Genomic DNA, 23,409 nt, shown 5'->3' with positions numbered 1-23,409 from the left:
TACAGCGCCTTTTCTATGCCGCGTGGTTTAGCCGAACAACCACTTCCACAGCAGCACCAATACCACTACAGCCAGCACCGGCCGCGCAATGCGGTAGGCCTTGGGATGCTTGCGCTTCCACTGTTTGACCACACCACTGAACTTGTCGCTGAAGGTCTTGCTCCAGGCGTAGGCCTGGTTGATCCCACCCACGCGTTCGTCGTCGAGGTTCTGCGGGGCGGTTGCGCGGCCCAGTTGCTTGCTGACCCAGCGGTTGATGCGGGTCATCACGCGGTTACTCAGCGGGCGTTCGATGTCGCAGAACAGGATTACGCGGGTCTGGTCGGTTTCGTTTTTCACCCAGTGCACGTAGGTTTCGTCGAACATCACGTCTTCACCGTCGCGCCAGGCATAGACCTGGCCGTCGACGAAGATGCGGCAGTCATCGGAGTTCGGCGTGGACAAGCCCAGGTGATAACGCAGGGAACCGGCAAACGGGTCACGGTGCGGGTTGAGGTGGCTACCGCCCGGCAACAGCGCGAACATCGCGCCCTTGACGTTGGGAATACTGCTGACCAAAGCCACGGTTTTCGGGCACAGCGCCTCGGCCGAGGGCAGCGGTTTGTCGTACCACTTGAGGTAGAAACGCTTCCAGCCCTTCTTGAAGAACGAACCGAAACCGGCGTCGTTGTTCTTTTCAGCGGCGCGGATGTAACCCTCGTCGAACAGGTGCATGGCCTCTTCGCGGATCACTTCCCAGTTGTCCTTGAGCACATCCAGCTCCGGGAACTTGCTGCGGTCCAGATACGGCTTGGACGGCACGGCCGAGAACAGGTACATCAGGGCGTTATACGGGGCGAACAGCGCCGAATGGTTGACGAACTGACGCAACATCGGCAAACGGGCCTTGCCACGCAAGTGCACATACAGCGTGCTGCCGATAAACAGCAGCAACACCGACAGTTTGGCGGCCAAAGAAAAGGTCATGCAGCAACTCCTGGAAATAAGCGCCTGGCCAGCAACCTCCCGTCAACGGGAAACCAGACGTAGCAGCCGGCCATGATAAACAGTTGAGCCATTATGCAGAAGGCCCAGGCCGACCGGCTGATATAAATCAACACCCTAGGGCCCTTGTGGCTTGCAGGTTTGTTGTGGCTAGCCGGGCTGTCGGCGGCTTGCAGGTTTGTTGTGGCTAGCCGGGCTGTCGTGGCGAGCGGGCTTGCCACAACAAGCCCGCTCACTTCACGGAAGCTATCAAGCCTGGTTTTCCTGCTCGGTAAACAAATCACTGAACAGCATGCTCGACAGGTAGCGCTCACCGGAGTCCGGCAGGATCACCACGATGGTCTTGCCCTGCATGTCCGGTTTCTCGGCCAAACGTACCGCCACGGCCATGGCGGCGCCGCAGGAGATACCACACAGAATCCCTTCTTCCTGCATCAAACGCAGGGCCATGGCCTTGGATTCCTCATCGGTCACCAGTTCCACGCGGTCAACCATCGACAAATCGAGGTTCTTCGGCACAAACCCGGCGCCGATGCCTTGGATCTTGTGGGCGCTTGGCTTGATCTCCTCACCGGCCAGCGCCTGAGTGATCACCGGCGAGACGAGCGGCTCCACCGCCACTGACAAAATCGGCTTGCCCGCAATGTTCTTGATATAGCGCGACACGCCGGTAATGGTGCCACCGGTGCCTACGCCGGCGACCAGCACGTCCACAGCGCCATCGGTGTCGTTCCAGATCTCCGGGCCGGTGGTTTTCTCGTGGATCGCCGGGTTGGCCGGGTTTTCGAACTGGCCCGGCATAAAGTAGGTGGCCGGGTCGCTGGCGACGATCTCAGCGGCTTTTGCGATGGCGCCTGGCATGCCCTTGGCCGGCTCAGTCAACACCAGCTCGGCGCCAAGGGCCTTGAGCACTTTACGCCGCTCGATGCTCATGGACGCCGGCATGGTCAGCAGCAGCTTGTAGCCACGGGCCGCCGCGACAAACGCCAGGCCGATACCGGTGTTGCCGGAGGTCGGTTCTACGATGGTCATGCCCGGCTTGAGCTTACCGGTGCTTTCAGCGTCCCAGATCATGTTTGCGCCAATGCGGCACTTCACCGAATAACCCGGGTTACGCCCCTCGATCTTGGCCAGGATGGTCACGCCACGCGGTGCGATGCGGTTGATCTGAACCAGGGGCGTGTTACCGATGGAGTGCGCGTTGTCTGCAAAGATACGGCTCATGACGGTCCTTAAAGCAATTTCAGGAAGGCCCCAAGGGTATGCCTCAGGGTGGGAGGCGTCCAGTCAGAGGAACGTTGCGCCCGTGCGCGCGGTCCATCGCCTATAACGTTGGAGAACCTGATATGAAACGTCGTTACAGTGGGCTGCTATGGATCGTCGCCGTACTGGTGGTAGTGCTGATCGCCCTGGACCTCGCCCTGCCCTACCTGGTGCGCAACTACCTCAACGACAAACTCGCCGACATGGGCGATTACCGTGGCCAAGTCACTGACGTGGACGTGGCGTTGTGGCGCGGCGCGTACAAGATCAATGGCCTGCAGATCGTTAAAGTCGACGGCAAAGTGCCGGTTCCGTTCGTGAAAGCGCCGGTGATCGACTTGTCTGTGAGCTGGCATTCGCTGTGGTACGACCATGCCGTGGTTGCCGAGGTGCAGTTCATCAAGCCGGAGCTGAACTTCGTCGACGGTGGCAACCAACAGGCGTCCCAGACCGGTAAAGGCACCGACTGGCGCGAACAGCTGGGCAAGCTGTTGCCGATTACCCTGAACGAAGTGCGCATCGAAGACGCCAAGATCGCCTTCCACAACTTCAACTCCAAGCCGCCGGTGAATATCAACGCCACCTCGGTCAACGCCAGCTTTTACAACTTGACCAATGTGGTCGACATCAAAGGCAAGCGCGACGCCAGCTTCGAAGGCAAAGCCCTGCTGCAAGGCCAGGCGCCGCTGGAAGCCAATGCCACCTTTGACCCGCTGAGCAACTTTGAAGACTTCGAATTTCGCTTTCGCGCCAAGGACTTGCAACTCAAGCGCATGAATGACTTCGCCTCGGCGTACGGCAAATTCGACTTCAAGGCCGGCACCGGCGATGTGGTGATCGAAGCCCAGGCCGAAAAAGGCCAACTGAGCGGCTATATCAAGCCGCTGCTGCGCGATGTAGAGGTGTTCGACTGGAAACAGGATGTCGAAAACAAAGACAAAAACATCTTCCGCTCGATCTGGGAGGCCGTGGTTGGCGCCAGCGAGACCGTCTTAAAGAACCAGAACAAAAACCAGTTTGCCACCCGCGTCGAACTCAGCGGCAGCGTGCACCAGCAAAATGTCAGCGCGTTCTCAGCGTTTTTGGCGATTTTGCGCAATGGATTCATCCAGGCGTTCAATGCACGCTATGAACAGCCCAAACCTAGCGCTAATTAAATGTGGGAGCGGGCTTGTGTGGGAGCTGGCTTGCCCGCGATGCAGGCAACTCGGGTTATCTGTTACACCGAGTTGATGCTATCGCAGGCAAGCCAGCTCCCAACGCCGCCGATCTAGAATGTGGGAGCTGGCTTGCCCGCGATGCAGGCAACTCGGGTTATCTGTTACACCGAGTTGATGCTATCGCAGGCAAGCCAGCTCCCACACAAGCCCGCTCCCACATGTGGACTGTGATGTGACCGGCCATTCAGAGACTGAATAACCCGTCTGCGTTCACAGTCGCCGGGGCCGCGCGGTATAGTCGGGGCATTGATGAATTCGAGGAATGACCGATGAAGTTCGAAGGCACCCAGGCCTATGTGGCTACCGATGACCTGAAACTGGCCGTCAACGCCGCCATCACCCTGGAGCGGCCGTTGCTGGTCAAGGGCGAGCCCGGCACCGGCAAGACCATGCTTGCTGAGCAACTGGCCGAATCCTTCGGCGCCAGGCTGATCACCTGGCACATCAAGTCGACCACCAAGGCGCATCAGGGCCTCTACGAGTACGACGCGGTCAGCCGTCTGCGCGACTCGCAGTTGGGCGTGGACAAGGTGCACGACGTGCGCAACTACCTGAAAAAGGGCAAGCTCTGGGAAGCCTTCGAGTCCGAGGAACGGGTGATTCTGCTGATCGATGAAATCGACAAGGCCGACATCGAGTTCCCTAACGACTTGCTGCAAGAACTCGACAAGATGGAGTTCTACGTCTACGAAATCGACGAGACTATCAAGGCCAAGAAACGCCCGATCATCATCATTACCTCCAACAACGAAAAAGAGCTGCCGGACGCGTTCCTGCGCCGCTGCTTCTTCCACTACATCGCTTTCCCCGACCGCACTACCCTGCAAAAGATCGTCGACGTGCACTACCCCGACATCAAGAAAGACCTGGTCAGCGAAGCGCTGGACGTGTTCTTCGACGTACGCAAAGTGCCCGGCCTGAAGAAAAAGCCCTCCACTTCCGAACTGGTCGACTGGCTCAAGTTGCTGATGGCCGACAACATTGGCGAAGCCGTACTGCGCGAACGCGACCCGACCAAGGCCATCCCACCGCTGGCCGGTGCGCTGGTGAAGAACGAGCAAGACGTGCAATTGCTGGAACGTCTGGCATTCATGAGCCGTCGCGGTAATCGATAATGTTGCTCAACCTGTTCAATGAAATGCGCGCCGCCAAGGTGCCGGTGTCGGTGCGCGAGCTGCTCGACCTGATCAACGCGCTGAAACAGCGGGTGGTCTTCGCCGACATGGACGAGTTTTACTACTTGGCCCGGGCGATCCTGGTCAAGGACGAGCGGCATTTCGACAAGTTCGACCGTGCGTTCGGCGCCTATTTCAACGGCCTGGAAAAGCTCGACGACCACTTGCAGGCGCTGATCCCCGAAGACTGGCTGCGCAAGGAGTTCGAGCGCTCACTGAGCGATGAAGAGCGCGCGCAAATCCAGTCCCTCGGCGGCCTGGACAAGTTGATCGAAGAATTCAAAAAACGCCTGGAAGAACAGAAAGAACGTCACGCCGGCGGTAACAAATGGATCGGCACCGGCGGCACCAGCCCATTCGGCTCCGGCGGCTACAACCCGGAAGGCATTCGCGTGGGTGACGCTGGCAAGCGCCAGGGCAAGGCGGTGAAAGTCTGGGACCAGCGCGAGTACAAGAACCTCGACGATCAGGTGGAACTGGGCACGCGCAACATCAAAATCGCCCTGCGCCGCCTGCGCAAATTCGCGCGCCAGGGTGCGGCCGAAGAGCTCGACATCGACGGCACCATCGACCACACCGCCCGCGATGCCGGGCTGCTGAATATCCAGATGCGTCCGGAGCGGCGTAACACCATCAAGCTGCTGTTGCTGTTCGACATCGGCGGCTCGATGGATGCGCATGTGAAGATCTGCGAAGAGCTGTTCTCCGCGTGCAAGACCGAGTTCAAGCACCTGGAGTACTTCTACTTCCACAACTTCGTGTACGAGTCGGTGTGGAAGAACAACGGGCGCCGCACCTCGGAGCGCACCTCTACCCAGGATTTGCTGCACAAGTACGGCGCCGATTACAAAGTGATCTTTATCGGCGATGCGTCGATGGCGCCGTATGAAATCACCCAGGCCGGCGGCAGCGTCGAGCACTGGAATGAAGAGCCTGGGTATGTGTGGATGCAGCGCTTCATGGCCAAGTACAAGAAGCTGATCTGGATTAACCCGTACCCGAAGGACACTTGGGGGTATACGGCGTCGACGGGAATTGTGCGGGAGTTGGTGGAAGATCAGATGTATCCGCTGACCCTTCGGGGCTTGGAAGAAGGGATGCGCTTTCTCTCCAAATAGGCGGTGAAGCTACCGACGCTATCGCAGCGATGCGGCGACCCGACAAGCCAGCTCCCACAGGTGAGTGCATTTCACCTTGGAATACATTCCCCTGTGGGAGCTGGCTTGCCTGCGATGCTTTTATCGATTCAAAAAGCGCTGCAAAAAGTCGATGTGCTGCCGATGCGCCGTCTCCTGCACCACTGGCGCCAGCTTGACCTTCTCCCCCGGCAAACACTGCGCCAGCCGCGCCAGCGCCAATAGCGTCAACGCGCCTAACCGCGGATAGCCACCAATCGTCTGCCGATCATTGAGCAACACAATCGGCTGCCCATCCGGCGGCACCTGGATCGCCCCCAGCGGAATGCCCTCAGAGATCAACGACGGCCCCTGATACTGCAACGGCGTGCCCAACAAACGCATGCCCATGCGATCCGCACGGCTGTCCAGAGCCCATTCGGTGTTGAACGCATCGAACAAACTCTGCCCGCTGAACTGCCCGATCTGCGCGCCGACAATCACCTCCAGCGGCGCCTTGGCGGGCAAACCAGGCACACTCAATACCTTCATCGCACCGCCCGTGCCGGAATAGGCCAAGCGCCCGCCTTCGGCCAACGCCTTGCCGAAACCGTCCACCCCGCCCAATTCTTCACGAACCACCGTGGCGCAACTGCCGAGCACATCCGGCGCATCAAACCCACCCGGCGCCGCCAGGTAAGCCCGCGCGCCACTGAACGGCTGGGTGAAGCGCAGGCGCTGGCCCTTTTGCAGGATAAAACTGCGCCCCGGGCTGATCGCGCGCTCGTCGATGTACGCGCCCAAATCCGCCCCGGCCAATGCCAGCAGGCAATAATCCTCAGCCTGCAGGGTGAACCCGCCCAAGGTAATTTCCACCACCGGCGCATCCAGCGCATTGCCCAGCAGCCAGTTGGCCCACGACATCGACACCCAGTCCAGCGCGCCGCCCTGGGTCACGCCCAGGTGGCGCACGCCAAAGCGACCGGCGTCCTGCAACAGGCACAGCGGCGTGCTGGCCTCGATTAACAAGCGGCTCATGCCTGCGCCTCCAACGGCGTGTCATCGCCACCCAGGTGGATAAATTCGGCGTGGCCAACCGCCTCAAAACGCACAGTGTCGCCGGGTTGCATCAGGCTGTAGCCGTCGCGCTCGCGGTCGAACAGTTTCGCCGGGGTGCGGCCGATCAAGTTCCAGCCGCCCGGGGAAACCACCGGGTACGCTGCGGTTTGCCGTTCGGCGATGCCGACGCTGCCAGCCGCCACGCGTTTGCGCGGGGTATTCAGGCGTGGCGTGGCGAGGCTTTCATCCACCAGCCCCATAAAGGCAAAACCGGGCGCGAAGCCGAGGGCGAACACTTGGTATTCGTGGGCGCTGTGGCGACGGATCACTTCGTCTACCGTAAGGCCACTGCGCTGGCTGAGCAAGGTCAGTTCCGGGCCGACACTCAGGTCGTACCACACCGGCAACACGTGACACTGGCCGCTGCCCTGGGCCTGGGGTTGTAGGTCGGTCAGCGCCAGGTCGATCAACTCCCGTGCCTGGGCCGGGCTCAAGGCGCTGAGATCGTAATGCACCATCAGCGTGGTGTAGGACGGCACCAGATCCACCAACGCCGCGCCGAAACCCTCGCGCAGCCGTTGAGTGGCGGCGAGCATCCACGGCATGTTGGCTTCGGCAATTGCATCAAACAGACGCACCATCAGGCAGTCGATCGCTACCACTTCAATGCGTGGCTTCATGCTGGCTTCAACGCCTCGCGGATGCGCTTCACAGCGGCAACCGAACTGGCGTTATCGCCATGCACACACAGGGTGTTGGCTTGCAAAACCAAGGCGCTGCCGTCGCTGGCGGTCAAGGCTTCGCCACGGGAAAGGGTCAGGGCCTGCTGCACGATGGTTTCAGCGTCATGGTGGACGGCGCCGGGCAACTGGCGCGAGACCAGGTGCCCTTTGTGGTCGTAGGCACGGTCGGCGAAGGCTTCGAACCACAGGGTCACGCCGTATTCATCGCCCAGGGCCTGGGCCGCGCTGTTGTCGCGGGTAGCCAGCAGCATCAGCGGCAGGTCGCCATAAGCGGCTACGGCCTGGATCACTGCGCGCAATTGCGTGGGGTTGGCCATCATGTCGTTGTACATCGCGCCATGGGGTTTGACGTAGCTGACCCGCGCGCCTTGCGCGCGGCAAATACCGTCGAGGGCGCCGATCTGGTAGTGCAACAGGTCCTGGATTTCCTGCGGCGTGTAGGCCATGGAGCGGCGGCCGAAGCCTTGCAGGTCCTGGTACGCCGGGTGCGCACCCACTTGCACGCCGTGCTTGAGCGCCAGGCTGACGGTCTTGCGCATGATGCTCGGGTCGCCGGCATGGAAGCCGCAGGCCACGTTGGCGCAATCAATAAACGGCATGACCTCGGCGTCCAGCCCCATGGTCCAGTTGCCAAAGCTTTCGCCGATGTCGCAATTCAATAGCAAGCGGCTCACGGTCAGTGCTCCTGTCGGTTTTGTATTTTTTGTAGTGTGGGATTTTTTACGCAGAACTCGCAACTTGTCCTGACACCCAACGACGCTTATCGTGGAATAGCTCGATTTTTGGCGCTGGCACGGTGCGGCGTCCAACTAATAAAAACCGATCCATGCATAAGAAAAGTTGATCCCATGAATTTGAAGTTCCTCGAAACCTTCGTCTGGGTGGCCAAACTCAAGAGCTTTCGCCTGACCGCCGAGAAGCTGTTCACCACCCAGGCCTCGATCTCCAGCCGCATTGCCGTGCTCGAAAGCGAGTTGGGCGTGAAGCTGTTTCTGCGCGATTCGCGCGGCGTGAGCCTGACCCCGGAAGGCTTGAAGGTGCTCGATTACGCCGAGCAGATGATGGTGACCATGCAGGGTTTGAAGCAGTCCCTGGAAACCACCAGCAGCAAGGTCGGGCGGATTCGCATCGGCGCGATGGACACCGTGATTCACACCTGGCTCAGCCCATTGGTGGCCGAATTGATGGACCATTTCCCGCGGGTGGAGATCGAATTAGTCGCCGATACCGCGCTGAACCTCAGCGATCAGCTGCAAAAAGGCTTTCTCGATTTAATTCTGCAAACCGACCTGCTGCGCCTGGAAACCGTGCGCAGCCTGGAACTGGCCAGCCACCCGTTGGCCTGGATCGTCGCCAGCCACTCCCTCTACAACCGCGACTACGCCTCCCTCGCCGAACTGGCCCAGGAGCGCATCATCACCTACTCGAAAAACTCCCACCCGCACCAGGACGTGCTGAGCCTGATGCAAGCCAACGGCGTGGCCGCGCCGCGCATGAACTGTGTGAATTCAGTGTCGGCGATTACCCGCCTGCTGCGTGATGGCTTCGGTATTGGCGCGCTGCCACCGGTGCTGGTCAGCGAAGAATTGGCACGCGGGGAATTGGTGATGCTGCCGATGGCGCAGAAACTGCCGAATTTACAGGTGGTGGTGTCGTGGCGGGTGGGCGTGGAGCTGGTGGAGGAGATTGTCGGGCTGTGCCAGAAGGTGGTGGCCAGGTATGCCGAGGAAGTCGGCGAAGAGCACATGCTACTGGCCAAACCGGATTAAAACTGTGGGAGCTGGCTTGCCTGCTCCCACATTGACCGAGTTGGTTAATTAACTGTGGGAGCTGGCTTGCCTGCTCCCACATTGACCGAGTTGGTTTTTAGAGACCTTTGAGGTCTCGTTCTTCAATCGGCCGGCTCTGGCGCAGGCGCTTGCCGCCCAACACCACCCAGTCGATCAACCGGAACAGGCATTCAATGCCGAACGACAACAGCATCGCCCCGCCCAAGCCCCAGCCCATGGCCTCCGGCGTCAGCAGGATCTGGTAGCTATAGCCGTTCCAGGTTTCCTGGCGAATATCCGGGTCCGCCGCCACCGCCACTTGCAGCACGCGGATGTACCACGGGCCTTGCATGGCCTGAAATTGCTTATCCAATGCCACCTGGCGATCAAGCATGGCGCCCAGGCTGTTGGCGTCGCTCTGGAACACCGGGTCATCACTGGCGCGGTAATGCGCCACCAACGCCTTCAAGTCACCATTGAAAAACTGGCGTGCCGTGGTTTCAAACCCGCTGAGGCCGGTCTGGGCCTCGATCAGGTGGGCCTCGACGCGCTTGGCGTAATCGTTGATGAAACCCGGCACCTGCACACCGACCAACAAGCCAATGGCAAACAGCACCAACCGCAAATAACTGAGCAGCATGGTCGATATCCTTACTCGGTAATGCCCTGGCTGACGCATTCACCGCGTCGCCACAGGCTCCATTGGCCCGGTTCGTAGCGGGTCCAGTTTTCATTGTCGGTCAACGGCTCGGTGGCGATCACCGTGACCACGTCATTTGGCGTGGTTTCGGCCTGAAAATCGACGATCACGTCGACATCCTTCAAGCGTGCCGGGCCAAACGGTGCGCGCCGGGTAATCTGTGCCAGTTTGGTCGAGCAGTAGCAAAACAGCCAATCGCCGTCGCTGAGCAGGCAGTTGAATACACCTTTGCTGCGGTATTCGGCGCAGGCGGCGATCAAGTCAGGCAGCACTTGTTCGATCTCCACCGGCTCCGGGAAAGCTTCGCGCACCCGGTTGAGCAGGTCACAGAACGCCGCTTCGCTATCGGTATCGCCCACTGGCCGATAAAACGTGGCGCGCGGGTTGAAGTCCGCCAGTTGGCCGTTGTGCGCAAAACACCAGTTGCGGCCCCACAGTTCGCGCACGAACGGGTGGGTGTTGGCCAGGCTCACCTTGCCCACATTGGCCTGGCGGATATGGCCAATCACCACTTCGCTTTTGATGGGGTAACGCTGCACCAGCAGCGCGACTTCCGACTCGCAGCTGGCAGCCGGGTCCTGGAACAGGCGCAAGCCACGGCCTTCGTAGAAGGCGATGCCCCAGCCGTCGCGGTGGGGGCCGGTACGCCCGCCCCGCTGCATCAGCCCGGTAAAGCTGAACACGATGTCGGTGGGGACGTTGGCACTCATGCCCAATAATTCACACATGCCAGGGCTCTCGCTGCAGGGCAGACAACGTTAAAGGCGCGGTTCGACCCGCATACTGCTGGCAGGCGCCGGGCGCCGGAACGGCTCGTCGTCTTCGTCCACGGGCTCGGCAGCCAAGGCTGCGTCGGTAGCCGCCTTGCGCTCGCGGCGGGCGTTGGCGGCGCGTTCGATGGGCCAGCGGATCAACACAAACACGATGTACACGCCCAGCGCGATCATCGTGTACATGAACAGATCGGAAATGGCCCGCCAGGCGTTATTGCCGACATGCAGCACCAGGTCCAGGGCGGTAATCGCCACGGCCGGCGCAAACTGGGTCTTGACCGGGTCGACAATGGTCGGGCTGAGCAGCAGTACCGCCATCAGCAACTGCAGCGGCTCGCGCAGCCAGCGCCAGATCCAGCGGGTCATGCGCCACCACACCAACAGGCAGCCCAAAGCGGCGAAGGCGTAGAGGCCCCAAGCGGTCAGATAGTCGTTCTCGGTCATGGTGTCCATGGCAAGGTAGGCAAACAGGCGGCTATGATAACGGCTTTTGCGTGTCGCGGCTGCAATGCCTGCCACCATCCGCCAGACAGAGAGTGATCCATGCCTTCACCGACCCACATCACTGCCGCCCCGATTGCCCGCAAGGCCGAAGGCCAGGACCCGTACGCCTGGCTGCAAGCGCGTGACACGCCTGAAGTGCTTGATTACCTCAACGCCGAAAACGCCTGGCAGGAAGCCCAGCTCGCCGACCAGCAGGCACTGCGCGAAAGCCTGTTCGAAGAGATCAAGGGCCGCATGCTCGAAACCGACCTGTTGCTGCCCTCGCCGTGGGGACCGTACCTGTATTACACCCGCACCACCGCCGGTGATGAATACGCCCGTCATTACCGCTGCCGCCGCCCGGCAGATGACAGCAACGTGGTGGACGACAGCAGCGAAGAACTGCTGCTCGACCCCAACGTGCTGGCCAATGGCGGCTTTTTCTCCCTGGGCACGTTCAGCATCAGCCCCGACCACCAGCGCCTGGCCTACAGCCTCGACACCAGCGGTGAAGAGATTTACACCCTGTACGTGAAGGAATTGGCCAACGGCAAGGTCAGCGAACTGGAGTTCCAGGACTGCGACGGCAGCATGACCTGGGCCAATGACAGCCTGACCCTGTTTTTCGGCGAGCTGGACGACACCCATCGCCCGCACAAGCTCTACCGCTACCGCCTGGACGGCACGGCGGCGCAGGAAGTGTTCCATGAGCCCGACGGGCGTTTCTTCTTGCATTGCTACCGTTCCAGCTCCGAACGCCAGTTGCTGCTGGCCCTGGGCAGCAAGACCACCAGCGAAATTTGGGCGCTGGACGCCGACCTGCCACACCTGGACTTCACCTGCCTGGCACCGCGGGTCGAGGACCATGAATACGATGTCGACCACGGCCAACTGAATGGCGCGTGGACTTGGTTCATCCGTAGCAACCGTGATGGCATCAACTACGCACTGTTTGTGGCTACCGACATTGGCGACGTGCCGACCGAGGATGAGTGGCAGAACCTGATCCCCCACAGCGATGAGGTGATGCTCGACGGCGTCAGCCTGAACGCCAGTGCCATGACGTTGAGCCTGCGCATCGGCGGCCTGCCGATGATCGAAGTGCATCCCCAAGGCTTGCCGGCCTATCGCGTGGAATTACCCGACGCCGCCTACAGCCTTTACGTACAAAACAGTCTGGAATTTGCCAGCGACAAGATCCGCCTGCGCTATGAAGCCCTGAACCGTCCGGCGCAGGTGCGCCAGCTTGAATTGGCGAGCGGCGCGCAAGTGGTGCTTAAGGAAACCCCGGTACTCGGTGTGTTCAATGCCGACGATTACGTCAGCCAGCGGCTGTGGGCCACGTCTGCCGATGGCACCCAGGTGCCGATCAGCTTGGTGGTCAAGCGCGACCAGTTCGGCAAGCCTGTGCCTCTGTACCTGTATGGCTACGGCGCTTACGGCCAAAGCATCGACCCGTGGTTCTCGCATGCACGCCTAAGCCTGCTGGACCGCGGCGTGGCGTTTGCCATCGCGCATGTACGCGGCGGCGGCGAACTGGGTGAAGCCTGGTACCGCAACGGCAAGCAGGAACACAAACAGAACACCTTCAGCGACTTCATCGCCTGCGCCGAGCACTTGATCGCCGAGGGCCTGACCACCTCAAAACAACTGGCCATCAGCGGCGGCAGTGCCGGCGGCCTGTTGATCGGCGCGGTGCTCAATCAACGCCCGGACTTGTTCCAAGCGGCGATTGCCGAAGTGCCGTTCGTCGATGTACTCAACACCATGCTCGACCCCGAGCTGCCGCTGACCATCACCGAGTACGACGAGTGGGGCAACCCTGAAGAGCCTGAAGTGTATGAACGCATCAAGGCCTACGCGCCGTATGAGAATGTCAGCGCCCAGGCCTACCCCGCCACGTTGGTGATCGCCGGTTACAACGACAGCCGTGTGCAGTACTGGGAAGCGGCCAAGTGGGTGGCCAAGCTGCGTGACACCAAGACGGACGACAACCTGCTGTTGCTCAAGACCGAATTGGGCGCTGGCCACGGCGGGATGAGCGGTCGTTACCAGGGATTACGTGACGTAGCGCTCGAATATGCATTTGTGTTCAAGGCGCTAGGGCTGGTTTAAGGAACTTAGTGTGGCGGCCCTGTCTGAACACACAGACCGCCTACTTGATTGATGGACCAAGATTGCAGCTATGCCATTACCGACATTAATGAACAATGAAATCCGCGACATGCTCATGGACTGCGGCCTGTTCGACGCCTTGATGCCGGAAGACTTTCACGTCGCCGCCGGCTACTTCAATATCAGCAGCATTGCCCGCGATGAGGTGATTTTCCTTGAGGGCGATGCCGGCACGTTCATGTGCATCCTCCACAGCGGCCAGGTGGCCGTGCAGAAAACCAATCACGAAGGCCAGCGCCTGACCATCGCCACCCTGCGCAGTGGCAGGGCCTTTGGCGAAATGGCGGTGCTCGATGGCGAGCGGCGTTCGGCCAGTTGTATCGCGGCAAGTGACAGCGTGCTGTTGAACCTGGGCAAGGATTCCCTGGAAAAAATGCTCAACGAAGCGCCCAGGGTTGCGGCCAAGATCATCCGTGCGATTGCGATAGCCTTGTCCAAGCGCCTGCGCATGGCCGACGGGCAACTACTCTCGCAACAGTTTTAACCGCCGGGCGTCTTCGGCTTGCTGTCATTTTGCAGCAGGCCGGGCACGCTCTGGTCTTTGGGCGGCGTGGGCAACACGATCGGCACCAATGCTGGTGAGCCGTTGGCGGTGGCCTTGGGCGCCACAGGCGGGGTGACTTGCGGGTACAACGTCGGTGTTGGCGTACCCGGCGCACCTGGGGTTGGCGCGGGTGCGACCGGCACGGTTTGCAACTCCTGAGCCTGCGCCGCACCCAATGTGAGCGCGCCAAGCACAATGACCGTTAGAATGCTGCACTTCATCGATGGCTCCATGGCCTGACCGGAATGTCGTAAGGCTACTCCCAACCGCGCAAGAATGCCCTTCCCAATGAGATTTCCATGAAACGTTTCGTTCTGCTGGACACCACCCCGATCCCCGATAACGGCGGTGCCTTGTGCCTGTTCGAGTACGGCGAGGATTTTGTCATCAAGATCCAGGGCGGTGACGGCGGCCAGTTGATGAACACGCGCATGCACGGCTCCGAAGACGCGCTGGCGGAGATTCCCTGCCGAAAAGTCGCCGGGCGCCCGGGTTCGCGAGTGCTGATCGGCGGTTTGGGCATGGGCTTTACCCTGGCCTCGGCGCTCAAGCATTTGGGCAAGACCGCCGAAGTGGTGGTCGCCGAACTGGTGCCCGGCGTGGTGGAGTGGAACCGTGGGCCGCTGGGGGAAAAGTCCGGCCGCCCGCTGCTCGACCCGCGCACCGTGATCCGTATGGAAGACGTGGCCAAGGTGCTGCAGGCCGAGCCCCAGGGCTTTGACGCGATCATGCTCGACGTCGACAACGGCCCCGAAGGCCTCACGCAAAAAGCCAACAGCTGGCTGTACTCCGCCGGTGGCTTGGCCGCTTGTGCCAAAGCCCTGCGGCCCAAGGGCGTGCTGGCGGTGTGGTCGGCCAGCGCCGACAAGCTGTTCAGCGACAAATTGCGCAAGGCAGGCTTCAAGGCCGAAGAAGTGCAGGTGTTTGCCCACGGCAACAAGGGCACCCGCCACACCATCTGGATTGCCGAGAAGCTCAAGGGCTAGGCCTCCCGGGCCTAGGTATCTACACATCTTTTTATGGGTTGAATTCTTTGGTTGTCGCGGGGGTGCTGGGTACATATCCGTTTGTATCCGCCATACGCCCCAGGCTAATTACTGACCTCTTCTGTCGATAACGTACGGCACTTTCTTTTCGAGCGTATTCTCCAACTCGCTGCGATTAAGTGTGGTGAAGCCGCCCAATTGATGCGCGGTGAAGCCGCTGTCGCCGACCCGCGAGCCCGGCGTCAGGCTGACCATGCGCTGGGCGACGGCTTCGACCGCGGTCTTGTAGCCATCCTTCTTGTTCAGGTTGAAGGCACTCAGGTCGATCTGTGTGCGCAGCCAGTTGCCCCAGTAAAACTCCAGAAACTCCGGTGCAATCGCGCCATCCTCCGGCTTGCCGTAGGCGGCTTTGCGAGTGAAGTACACCAGGCTCCGGAACGTGTCGTCCTGCAGGTTCTTGAAGCCCAGGTGCGCCGGCAGTTGCTGCGCCGGCAGGGTTTGGCCTTGATTGTCTTTGAGCCAGACCTTGCGCGCGGCCTCCATGCGCTGCCAGAAGGCGGCCACGTTGGGGCTGTTGCTGAAGTCGTCGGTGACCTTTACCCACATTTTCAGCTGCGGGCCGCCACCGGGCACTTCCCACAGGGTGGTGAAGCTGTGGTGGCCGTCGGTCAGGTACAACTGGCCACCGGGGCCGACCACCACGGTTTTCATGTCCTGCGGGTGAGTGCCCACCGGGTCCTTGCAGGTGAAGCTGGCGGGTTGCTGCAGGTCGGCCTTTTTCGGCACGTTGTCGGCGGCGCCCTGGCCATTGGTTTCGCAGTATTCATCGAACACCTTGGACTTCTTGTCGGCAAACAAGCCCAAGCTGTAATAAATCTGGTCGAAGCCCACTACGGCCTGGGTGGGGTGCAGTTGTTCGAGGGACACCTCGATCACTTGGCCGGGTTTTGGCGTCGAGAACGCCTGGGCGTGAGCCGCCAGCAGGCTGAACAGCAGCGCAACGGTCCCTGTGTATAAACGCATAGGTTTCAGATCCTTGTGAATGAAGTGAGCCGATACTACAAACGATTGCCATCGCCAGGCGGTACTGCTGCTGAAAAAGCCAGCAGTCATTTACCTCGCGAGCGGCTAGAATCAACGTTATCCGTGACCCACCAAATAGCCAGGAGCCATGATGAGCTCGACCAACCCGCCCTCCCACACTGCCAAGCTGGACCGCATCCTCGCCGATGCCCAGCGCGACCGGGAAATGGGCTACCGCGACAAAGCCTTGAAGATGTACCCGCACGTGTGCGGCCGCTGCGCCCGTGAATTCGCCGGCAAGCGCCTGAGCGAGCTGACCGTACACCATCGCAACCACAATCATGATGACAACCCCCAGGACGGTTCCAACTGGGAGTTGCTGTGCCTGTACTGCCACGACAACGAACACTCGCGCTACACCGACCAGCAGTACTTCGGCGAAGGCTCCACCAGCAGCCCGACGATTGCCAAGGCCACGCACAACCCGTTTGCGGCGTTGGCGGGGTTGATGAAGAAGGACGACTGAGGTTCTTCTTTGCCTGTCGCCAGCGTGGCCCAAGCACTCCATCACGCCAAGGCCGTATAATCGCCGTTTTTCTCCAAGGCACCCTTCCCCGTGGGCAATAAACGCTACAGCTGCATCGGTTTGTACAACCCCAAATCCCCCGAAAACGTCGGTTCGGTGATGCGTGCCGCCGGCTGCTACGGCGTGGCCTCGGTGTTCTACACCGGCGTGCGTTACGAGCGCGCCCGGGACTTCATCACCGACACCAAGAAGGTCCACCACGACATTCCGCTGATCGGCATCGATGACCTGAAAAAGATTCTGCCGTTAGGCTGCATCCCCGTCGCCGTGGAGTTGGTCGAAGGCGCCCGCCCGTTGCCCGAATACACCCACCCCGACCGCGCGCTGTATATCTTCGGCCCCGAAGACGGCTCGCTGGACAAAGAGATCCGCGACTGGTGCGAAGACGTGGTGTACATCCCGACCACCGGCTGCATGAACCTCGCTGCCACCGTCAACGTGGTGCTCTACGACCGCCTGGCCAAGGGCAATAACACCCGCTCGGGCCCCAAGTACTGATTTTTCGGGAACATCCGGCGCCCGTAAACAGTCAGCTACTTATCACTTGCCCTTGTTGGAGACAGACCATGAGCGACAGCAAAAACCTGCGACCTATCATCGAACACGCGCCATTTGAAACCCAACCCAGCCAAAACGTGCACGGCTGGGAGCGCATCGGCTCGGTGGCCGGCGGCGTGATGATGGTCGGCAAAGGCCTGCGCCGTGGCGGGATCTTCGGGCTGATCCAGGTGGCGATTGGCGGTGTGGCGCTGGTGCGCGGGGTCACCGGGCACAGTTCGCTCAAAGACAAGCTGGAACAGGGCCGCCAGGAAATGAACAGCGTGCGCACGAAGATCGAGCGCGCTGGGGAAGAGCTGAAAAACCTGAAGACCAAGGCCGAAGTGGCGGCCGAGAAAGCCACCAAATAATCAGGCTGAACCCACTCTCCAAAATATTGGAGATCCAAATGTGGGAGGGCTTGTGTGGGAGCCGGGCTTGCCCGCGATGCAGGCACCGAGGTGTATCAGTTACACCGCGGTGATGCCATTAATTTGCGCATGGATGGAAATCAGCGCAGCAGCTTGGTATCCAACACCACCGACGACTCGCCGATCACGCTTTCGGCCAATTGCACAAACTCCGCCGTGGTGATGCTGTTCGCCCGCATCACCGCCTGCGCGAGGTCATCCAGCGAGCGCTTGTTGTGGGTCTTCACACGGATCTCGCGGTCCAGCTCCTGCAACACCACAACCGCCCGCGCCACCGTCGCACCACTGATGTGTTCGCCACGCAGAGTGCTAACCTGCGCGCCTTCCTTAGCCAACCGCGCCTGGATCGCCGCGTAGCGCTCATCGGTGATCCCGCCCGCGCGGCGTAGCAGTTCAATGGCGTAGTACTCGCCAAGCCCTTCGCTGATCCAATCACTGGTGTCGTGGTCGTTGAAACGGCCGATGGCTTGCACCACCTCACGGATCAATGCACTGCTGCCATTTTCGCTGACCAACGGCGTGCGGCTGTTGAGGTAGATCGAGTCGCGCGCCGAGAACACGCCACGGCGCACTGGGTCGCTGGCGCCCACCACCAGCAGCTTGGCCGGGTGACGCGGGAACGCCGCCTCAACCTGCGGCCAAACGAACGTCAGCAATGTCAGCACATCCATGCGACGCATGGCCTGGCCCTTGGGCGAAGCCACGGTGACTTCGGTTTCGCCCAGGCGCACGCGGCGGCTGCCGAGGGTGCCGGCGAGCATCCAGCCGGTGGGCCGGTCGAGCAAGCGGGAAACATTGTCGATACGGAATTTGTTCTTGCCGATACGCGGCCAGGCGGTTTCGACGCTTTTCCAGCCTGACGGCAGCTCGAACATCAGGCGCGACACCAGCTCAATGCCGTCCTGCTGGTCGAGCCGTGCAGCCGGCACCAGGTCTTCCCCCCGAAACAGCGCCCAGCTCGGCGTCATCCGCGCTTCATACAGGCCTGGCTTGCGCGCGTGGGTGAGGCGCACTCGGTAGGTCAGGCTGGCCTTGTCGGCGCTGGGCTGCCACAGCCCACGGTGACCGGTGACTTTCCATTGGCCATCGGCCTTGAAGTCGCTGTAGTCGCCATCGCGGCCCAGGTCGAAGTCCAGGCTGCGCACCGCCGAGCCTTGGGACAGGCTCACACGCACCTCGGCCTGATCACTCTGGGGCAGCAGTTTGACGTGGTAGTCCAGGTCGACTTTCTTCGCGCACCACGCAGGCAGGCTCAGCGCCAGCAACACGAAAGAGGCCGCCAGCTTGGTTACCACCGTCATACACACTCCTTTTTTCAGCCCGCGCGAAAGATCAGGTAATCCTCCCAGTCATCTTCAGGCACGCTGCCTTCGGCGAGCATACGGCCGGACTGGGAAATGCGTTCGTGGTGCACGGCATCGCGGTCGCCACAGACCAAGTGGTGCCACAGTGGCAGGTCCTTGCGCTCGCTGACCAGGCGGTAGCCGCAGGTCGGTGGCAGCCACTTGAACTGGTCGGCCTGGCCCGGGGTGAGCTGAATACAGTCGGGCACCGAGGCGCGGCGGTTGGGGTAGTCGGTGCACTGGCAGGTTTTCAGGTCCAGCAGTTTGCAGGCGATGCGCGTGTAATAGACGCTGTTGTCGTCTTCATCCTCAAGCTTTTGCAGGCAGCACAGGCCACAGCCGTCGCACAACGACTCCCATTCCTCCTGGTCGAGCTGATCAAGGGTTTTGCGTATCCAGAAAGGTTCGACTTTGGCGGCCATGGCTCTACATCAGTATCGTTAGGTGAAAAGGCCGCCAGTCTAGTGCCCACGGCCTCTGGGGCCAAGCGCTTACGACTGGCGGTGTAACAACACTTGTCAGTCTAGTGGCCGCGCAGTAGCTTTGAGCGCCGAATTGACGATCAGGAACAGCCCATGACACGCGTTGCCGATTACCCGATCCACACCCAGTTCACCGAACGCTGGTCGCCCCGCGCCTTTACCGGCGAGAGCATCCCGCAGGACACCCTGCTGAGCTTTTTCGAAGCCGCGCGCTGGGCGCCGTCGGCTTACAACTCGCAGCCATGGCGTTTTCTCTACGCGCGCCGTGACACGCCGGACTGGGAGCGTTTCCTGGGTTTGCTCAATGAATTCAACCGCGGCTGGGCGCAACACGCCTCGGCCCTGGTGATCATCGCCTCGAAAACCGACTTCACCGCCCCCGGCGCCACCGAAGAAACCCCGGCGCTGTGGCACACCTTCGACACCGGTTCGGCCTGGGGCCACCTGGCGCTGCAAGCCAGCCTCAGCGGCTGGCATACTCACGGCATGGCCGGTTTCGATCAGGAACTGACCCGCAAAGAGCTGAAGATTCCAGCCGGTTATGCACTGCACGCGGCGGTGGCTGTGGGCAAGCTGGGGGACAAGTCGAGCTTGCCGGAGTACCTGCAAGGGCGTGAAGCGCCAAGCCCGCGCAAGCCGCTGAGCGAGCTGGTGTCGGAAGGTGACTTCAGCCTGTAAGCCTTACTGAAATCCCTGTGGGAGCGGGCTAGCCTGCGATAGCAGTGGGCCAGTCACTGCATGGCAGGCTGGTACACCGTCATCGCGGGCAAGCCCGCTCCCACATTAATACCGCCCATCGCGCCGAAATCCACTTCGCCGCGCAATGCTTCCTTGGCCTGATAAGCCCGCAGGTTCTGCACAAACAACTCCACCATCATGCTCGGCGAGGTCGGCGCGGAACTGTGCCCGGTCAACAACAGACCCCAGGCGGTCCAGAACGGATGACGTTGCGGCAGGGGTTCCTGGCGGCACACATCGATTACAGCGCCAGCCAAATGCCCTTCTTTCAACGCCTCGACCAGATCCGCATCGACCACGGCCACGCCACGCCCAACGTTGATAAACAACCCGGTCGACTTGAATTGCTTGAACAGCGCCGCGTCGTACAGGTCATGGGTGTTGGCCGTGTTCGGCAGCAGGTTGATCACATAATCCACCTCGCCTACCAGGCGGCCCAGCTGATCCAGCCCGGCCACTTCGATAAACGGCGCCTGCTCACGCGCGGAGCTGGCGATGCCGTAAAGCTTGACGCCAAACGGCAGCAGAAAGTCGGCAACGCTTTGGCCGATATCGCCGGTGCCGACGATCAGCGCCTTGCGCCCCGCCAGGCTCTGGCCCATGCGGTTGTCCCATTTGCGCTCGACCTGGCTGACCAGGCGCGCGAGCACTTCGCGCTCGTGGCCGAGCATGTAGGTGAGGACGAATTCAGCCATGACCTGGCCAAAAATGCCGACTGCGCGGGTCAGGCGATAGTCGCGGGGCAAGCCATCGGCGAGCAGCGGCGTGACACCGGCCCAGGTCGATTGCAGCCACTGAGGCTGGTGCCCCTGGCGCAACAAGGTGGCGAGCAGATCCGGCTGGCCCAGCCATACCGGGCAATCGGCGGCCAGGCGCGACAATTCGGCTGAATCGCCGCTGGTCAGCACCTCGACGTCGGGTGCCGCTTCACTGAGCAATTGAGCGTAGAGCGGGTAATCCTGTTCAGCAATCAGAACACGCATGGTTCAAACCTTTCAAAAACACTGCAGACGGCCGCCCGCATCCTTACGGCCACCACCCACTTATACGTTTGCATTGAAGAATGTGCCCTGGGCAGGGCACTGTCCGATCACATCGGGTCGTTGCGGCGCAACAGCTCTTCGGGCAAGTGCTCGATGTACTCGTCCTCGGCCGGTGGCATTTGCAGGTGGTAGCCCTGCTTGTCGAGGTTTTCCAGGACCACGGTGATGTCCTCACGGGACAGCTTGCGCTCTGGCGTCAGGATCATCTCGAACGCGAGATGGGCCTTGCCGAAGGCTTCCATCAACGGTTCCGGCACACGCTCCAGCGCATCGCTTTTCAGCACGTAGAGGTACATCCCGTCTTTTTTCAAGCTGCGGTAGATGGAGCAAATACGTTTCAAGGCTGTTCTCCGGCAGTGGCCAGGCTGTCGAGCAGCGCTTGGCCCATCAACTCGCGGCGCCAGCCACGCAGCGAGTCTGGCAATTTATATGGCCCATCGGGGTAGCCGCTTTTAACCAGGGCTTCGAGGGTTTTCTTGCGCAGCATCAGCTCCGGCGCCATGTCCAGGCGTTCGGCTTCGGCCTGGCCCAAGGTACGCAGTTGCTTGATCAGCGTGGCGGCGTCCACCGGCAGCGGTTCAGCCACGGCGGGTGGCCATTGGTCCATGGACACGCTGCCGGCACGTTTGATCAGGTCCAGCAGAAACTGGCCATCCTGACGCACGGTGCGCGGGTGCATGTCTTCGATTTTGCCCAGCGCGGCGAGGTTATCCGGCTGGGATTTGGCCAGGGGCCACAACGAGTGTTCACGAATGATACGGTTGCGCGGCAGGTCACGGGCGCGGGCTTGCTGCTCGCGCCAGGCGCACAGCTCACGCAGCACGGCGAGCTGGGCGCGGGACAGTTTCCACGCCAACTTGGCGTCGCGGTACACCTCGTACGGGTCCACCTCGCGGCGCAGGTTGGCCACCAGTTCGGCGCCGTCTTCCAGCACCCAAGCGTATTTGTCGTCTGACAGCTTCGGGCGCAGGCGGATGTAGACCTCGGCCAAGTGCACCGCGTCTTCGGCGGCGTAGCTCACTTGGGTCTCGGACAATGGCCGCTGCAGCCAGTCCGAGCGGGTCTCACCCTTGGGCAACTCGATATCCAGCACGGCTTGCACCAGGCGCGAGTAGCCCATGGAGAAACCGAGGTTCAAGTAAGCCGCCGCCAATTGAGTGTCGAACAACGGCACCGGCAGGCTGCCGGTCAGGCGCAGCAACACTTCCAGGTCTTCGCTGCAAGCGTGCACCACCTTGATCACCGCTGGGTTTTCCAGCAAGGCGGCCAAGGGTTGCCAGTTGTCGATGGTCAGGGGATCGATCAGGTAAGCGCGCACGCCATCACCGATCTGGATCAGCCCGGCAATGGGGTAAAAGGTGTCGACCCGCATGAATTCGGTGTCGAGGGCGACGAATGGCAACTGCTGCCATTCGTCGCAATGCTGGCCGAGGCTATCGTTGTCGCAGATCCAGTGAATATCGATGGCCACACGGCTCTCCCTTGAAGAATGGCGCGCAGTATATATCGCGAAAGCCCCTTGCGAGCATCCGCAGTGCACACACCATCATGAAAACTCCGACAAGAGATGAAGAATAGTCGGACAGGCAGGAGTTAGCCTCTCTTACGCAGGACGTAGACCCGCCACAGCTTGGAGCCCGGCAGGAATTCCTGATGGTTGAGTATGTTGAAACCCGCTTGGCGGAACTCGCCCTCGACAGGCGTATGCGCATTCACGGAAACGATCACCGTGTCGCGGCTGACCCGGTGGAACTCGCGCAGCAGCGCCAAACGCCCGTCACTGTTGGGTACATGGCGAAACAATTCCAGGCAGAAAATGCAGTCAACCGCATTTGCCGACAGGCCGATGGAAAACGCCGAGCCCTGGAATGTTTTGACGCGCTTGAGCAATGACGCCGGATGGTGGGTGCACGCGTGGTCGAGCATGGCCTGGGAGTTGTCCGAGGCCAGGATCACCCGGTTGATGTGTTCGGCCAACACCGGCCAGAACCGGCCAGAGCCACAGGCCAGGTCGAGGATCAGCCCCGGCTCGCCGGCCACCTTCAATGCCTGGCGCACCAACCGATCATCGCGCCAGGCCGCTAGGCGCTTGAGCAGCGCTGGCGGGCGTGTGTCGCCGCAGACCCTGGCATGCTCACGGTCACAGCGCTCGGCGAACTCAGTCTCGATAGAGGATGGAGTAGGTGACGACATCACGGGCTCATGTGTGTGGAACGGTAGTGAACGACCTTGATTCG

26 protein-coding genes and 1 pseudogene are annotated in these 23,409 nt (G+C 61.0%); 11 read left to right on the top strand and 16 right to left on the bottom strand.

From position 1 onward, the window contains the following. Positions 1-27: 27 nt before the first annotated feature. Together GJU48_RS07215 and cysK are read right to left on the bottom strand one after the other, a co-directional pair. Positions 28-966, bottom strand: coding sequence for an aspartyl/asparaginyl beta-hydroxylase domain-containing protein (locus GJU48_RS07215; RefSeq protein WP_094951174.1), 939 nt, complete (start codon positions 964-966; stop codon positions 28-30). 267 nt (positions 967-1,233) lie between these two features. Continuing rightward, positions 1,234-2,208, bottom strand: a complete 975-nt coding sequence (gene cysK, locus GJU48_RS07210; protein ID WP_094951175.1) for a cysteine synthase A — start codon at positions 2,206-2,208, stop codon at positions 1,234-1,236. Between the two features lie 122 nt (positions 2,209-2,330). Between cysK and GJU48_RS07205 the strand changes: the two genes are divergently transcribed. The 3 genes from GJU48_RS07205 (at position 2,331) to GJU48_RS07195 (ending at position 5,760) form a co-directional block, all read left to right on the top strand. After that, complete coding sequence (locus GJU48_RS07205; RefSeq protein WP_094951176.1) at positions 2,331-3,404, top strand: DUF748 domain-containing protein; 1,074 nt, start codon at positions 2,331-2,333, stop codon at positions 3,402-3,404. 332 nt (positions 3,405-3,736) lie between these two features. Continuing rightward, positions 3,737-4,582 carry an AAA family ATPase gene (locus GJU48_RS07200; RefSeq protein WP_003189627.1) on the top strand — a complete coding sequence of 282 codons (846 nt, stop codon included), beginning with the start codon at positions 3,737-3,739 and terminating at the stop codon, positions 4,580-4,582. Continuing rightward, positions 4,582-5,760, top strand: coding sequence for a vWA domain-containing protein (locus tag GJU48_RS07195; RefSeq protein WP_094951177.1), 1,179 nt, complete (start codon positions 4,582-4,584; stop codon positions 5,758-5,760). Before GJU48_RS07200 ends, GJU48_RS07195 begins: the two co-directional genes overlap by 1 nt. 120 nt (positions 5,761-5,880) lie before the next feature. Here the strand turns inward: GJU48_RS07195 and GJU48_RS07190 are convergent, their stop codons facing one another. The 3 genes from GJU48_RS07190 to GJU48_RS07180 are packed head-to-tail and all read right to left on the bottom strand — an operon-like array spanning position 5,881 to position 8,233. Then, the gene (locus GJU48_RS07190; RefSeq protein WP_094951178.1) at positions 5,881-6,795 is read right to left on the bottom strand and encodes a 5-oxoprolinase subunit C family protein; all 915 of its coding nucleotides are present in this window, start codon (positions 6,793-6,795) and stop codon (positions 5,881-5,883) included. Then, on the bottom strand, positions 6,792-7,496 hold the full coding sequence (gene pxpB, locus GJU48_RS07185; protein WP_094951179.1) for a 5-oxoprolinase subunit PxpB: 705 nt from the start codon (positions 7,494-7,496) through the stop codon (positions 6,792-6,794). The genes GJU48_RS07190 and pxpB overlap by 4 nt, the downstream gene beginning before the upstream one ends. Further along, complete coding sequence (locus GJU48_RS07180) at positions 7,493-8,233, bottom strand: 5-oxoprolinase subunit PxpA (protein WP_094951180.1); 741 nt, start codon at positions 8,231-8,233, stop codon at positions 7,493-7,495. The genes pxpB and GJU48_RS07180 overlap by 4 nt, the downstream gene beginning before the upstream one ends. A gap of 174 nt (positions 8,234-8,407) precedes the next feature. On the opposite strand from GJU48_RS07180, the gene GJU48_RS07175 reads away from it, so the two are divergent. Continuing rightward, the gene (locus GJU48_RS07175; protein ID WP_094951181.1) at positions 8,408-9,328 is read left to right on the top strand and encodes a LysR family transcriptional regulator; all 921 of its coding nucleotides are present in this window, start codon (positions 8,408-8,410) and stop codon (positions 9,326-9,328) included. Between the two features lie 97 nt (positions 9,329-9,425). Here GJU48_RS07175 and GJU48_RS07170 read toward each other — a convergent pair whose 3' ends face one another. From GJU48_RS07170 to GJU48_RS07160, 3 genes are read right to left on the bottom strand one after another with little or no spacing between them, the layout of a single operon-like run. Further along, positions 9,426-9,968: a DUF2937 family protein gene (locus GJU48_RS07170; RefSeq protein WP_094951182.1), complete on the bottom strand. Its 543-nt coding sequence runs from the start codon at positions 9,966-9,968 to the stop codon at positions 9,426-9,428. An 11-nt stretch (positions 9,969-9,979) separates the two neighbouring features. Next, positions 9,980-10,756, bottom strand: a complete 777-nt coding sequence (locus GJU48_RS07165) for a class II glutamine amidotransferase (protein WP_094951183.1) — start codon at positions 10,754-10,756, stop codon at positions 9,980-9,982. 30 nt (positions 10,757-10,786) lie between these two features. Beyond that, on the bottom strand, positions 10,787-11,323 hold the full coding sequence (locus GJU48_RS07160; RefSeq protein ID WP_094951184.1) for an MFS transporter: 537 nt from the start codon (positions 11,321-11,323) through the stop codon (positions 10,787-10,789). A 21-nt stretch (positions 11,324-11,344) separates the two neighbouring features. On the opposite strand from GJU48_RS07160, the gene GJU48_RS07155 reads away from it, so the two are divergent. Next, entirely contained in the window at positions 11,345-13,399 is a 2,055-nt protein-coding gene (locus GJU48_RS07155; protein WP_094951185.1) for a S9 family peptidase, read from the top strand. Positions 13,400-13,469: 70 nt separating this feature from the next. Next, entirely contained in the window at positions 13,470-13,943 is a 474-nt protein-coding gene (locus GJU48_RS07150; RefSeq protein ID WP_094951186.1) for a cyclic nucleotide-binding domain-containing protein, read from the top strand. Here GJU48_RS07150 and GJU48_RS07145 read toward each other — a convergent pair. Beyond that, positions 13,940-14,224: a hypothetical protein gene (locus GJU48_RS07145; protein ID WP_083359588.1), complete on the bottom strand. Its 285-nt coding sequence runs from the start codon at positions 14,222-14,224 to the stop codon at positions 13,940-13,942. The two genes, GJU48_RS07150 and GJU48_RS07145, sit on opposite strands and share 4 nt — an antisense overlap. 78 nt (positions 14,225-14,302) lie before the next feature. On the opposite strand from GJU48_RS07145, the gene GJU48_RS07140 reads away from it, so the two are divergent. After that, entirely contained in the window at positions 14,303-14,989 is a 687-nt protein-coding gene (locus GJU48_RS07140; RefSeq protein ID WP_058411058.1) for a spermidine synthase, read from the top strand. A 108-nt stretch (positions 14,990-15,097) separates the two neighbouring features. Here the strand turns inward: GJU48_RS07140 and GJU48_RS07135 are convergent, their stop codons facing one another. Then, positions 15,098-16,012: a ParB/Srx family N-terminal domain-containing protein gene (locus GJU48_RS07135; protein ID WP_094953865.1), complete on the bottom strand. Its 915-nt coding sequence runs from the start codon at positions 16,010-16,012 to the stop codon at positions 15,098-15,100. A gap of 151 nt (positions 16,013-16,163) precedes the next feature. Here GJU48_RS07135 and GJU48_RS07130 point away from each other — a divergent pair, with 151 nt between their 5' ends. From GJU48_RS07130 to GJU48_RS07120, 3 genes are all read left to right on the top strand, one after another. Continuing rightward, the gene (locus GJU48_RS07130) at positions 16,164-16,538 is read left to right on the top strand and encodes a YajD family HNH nuclease (RefSeq protein WP_003210675.1); all 375 of its coding nucleotides are present in this window, start codon (positions 16,164-16,166) and stop codon (positions 16,536-16,538) included. A gap of 90 nt (positions 16,539-16,628) precedes the next feature. Then, the gene (locus GJU48_RS07125) at positions 16,629-17,096 is read left to right on the top strand and encodes an RNA methyltransferase (RefSeq protein WP_003189607.1); all 468 of its coding nucleotides are present in this window, start codon (positions 16,629-16,631) and stop codon (positions 17,094-17,096) included. A 68-nt stretch (positions 17,097-17,164) separates the two neighbouring features. Then, positions 17,165-17,506: a YgaP family membrane protein gene (locus tag GJU48_RS07120; RefSeq protein ID WP_094953866.1), complete on the top strand. Its 342-nt coding sequence runs from the start codon at positions 17,165-17,167 to the stop codon at positions 17,504-17,506. A gap of 140 nt (positions 17,507-17,646) precedes the next feature. Here the strand turns inward: GJU48_RS07120 and GJU48_RS07115 are convergent, their stop codons facing one another. Next, positions 17,647-18,867, bottom strand: a complete 1,221-nt coding sequence (locus GJU48_RS07115; RefSeq protein WP_094949884.1) for a hypothetical protein — start codon at positions 18,865-18,867, stop codon at positions 17,647-17,649. Positions 18,868-18,881: 14 nt separating this feature from the next. After that, positions 18,882-19,331, bottom strand: a complete 450-nt coding sequence (locus GJU48_RS07110) for a YcgN family cysteine cluster protein (RefSeq protein WP_094949885.1) — start codon at positions 19,329-19,331, stop codon at positions 18,882-18,884. A 153-nt stretch (positions 19,332-19,484) separates the two neighbouring features. Here GJU48_RS07110 and GJU48_RS07105 point away from each other — a divergent pair, with 153 nt between their 5' ends. Further along, a complete protein-coding gene (locus GJU48_RS07105) occupies positions 19,485-20,069 on the top strand; it encodes a nitroreductase family protein (RefSeq protein ID WP_083359593.1) in 585 nt (194 codons plus the stop codon). 125 nt (positions 20,070-20,194) lie between these two features. Here the strand turns inward: GJU48_RS07105 and GJU48_RS07100 are convergent. From GJU48_RS07100 to GJU48_RS07085, 4 genes and pseudogenes are all read right to left on the bottom strand, one after another. Next, positions 20,195-21,112 (bottom strand): annotated as a pseudogene (locus GJU48_RS07100) (D-2-hydroxyacid dehydrogenase); the annotation flags it as partial. A 107-nt stretch (positions 21,113-21,219) separates the two neighbouring features. Then, a complete protein-coding gene (locus GJU48_RS07095) occupies positions 21,220-21,513 on the bottom strand; it encodes a YcgL domain-containing protein (RefSeq protein ID WP_083359595.1) in 294 nt (97 codons plus the stop codon). After that, complete coding sequence (gene rnd / locus GJU48_RS07090) at positions 21,510-22,643, bottom strand: ribonuclease D (RefSeq protein ID WP_094949887.1); 1,134 nt, start codon at positions 22,641-22,643, stop codon at positions 21,510-21,512. The genes GJU48_RS07095 and rnd overlap by 4 nt, the downstream gene beginning before the upstream one ends. Before the next feature lie 122 nt (positions 22,644-22,765). Beyond that, entirely contained in the window at positions 22,766-23,365 is a 600-nt protein-coding gene (locus GJU48_RS07085) for a class I SAM-dependent methyltransferase (RefSeq protein ID WP_094949888.1), read from the bottom strand. Between the last annotated feature and the right edge of the window lie 44 nt (positions 23,366-23,409).

The sequence above is a fragment of the Pseudomonas sp. IB20 genome, assembly GCF_009707325.1.
Taxonomy (GTDB): Bacteria; Pseudomonadota; Gammaproteobacteria; order Pseudomonadales; family Pseudomonadaceae; genus Aquipseudomonas.
The sequence above is the reverse complement of the archived record's forward strand: the minus strand, read 5'-3'. Positions and strand labels throughout refer to the sequence as shown.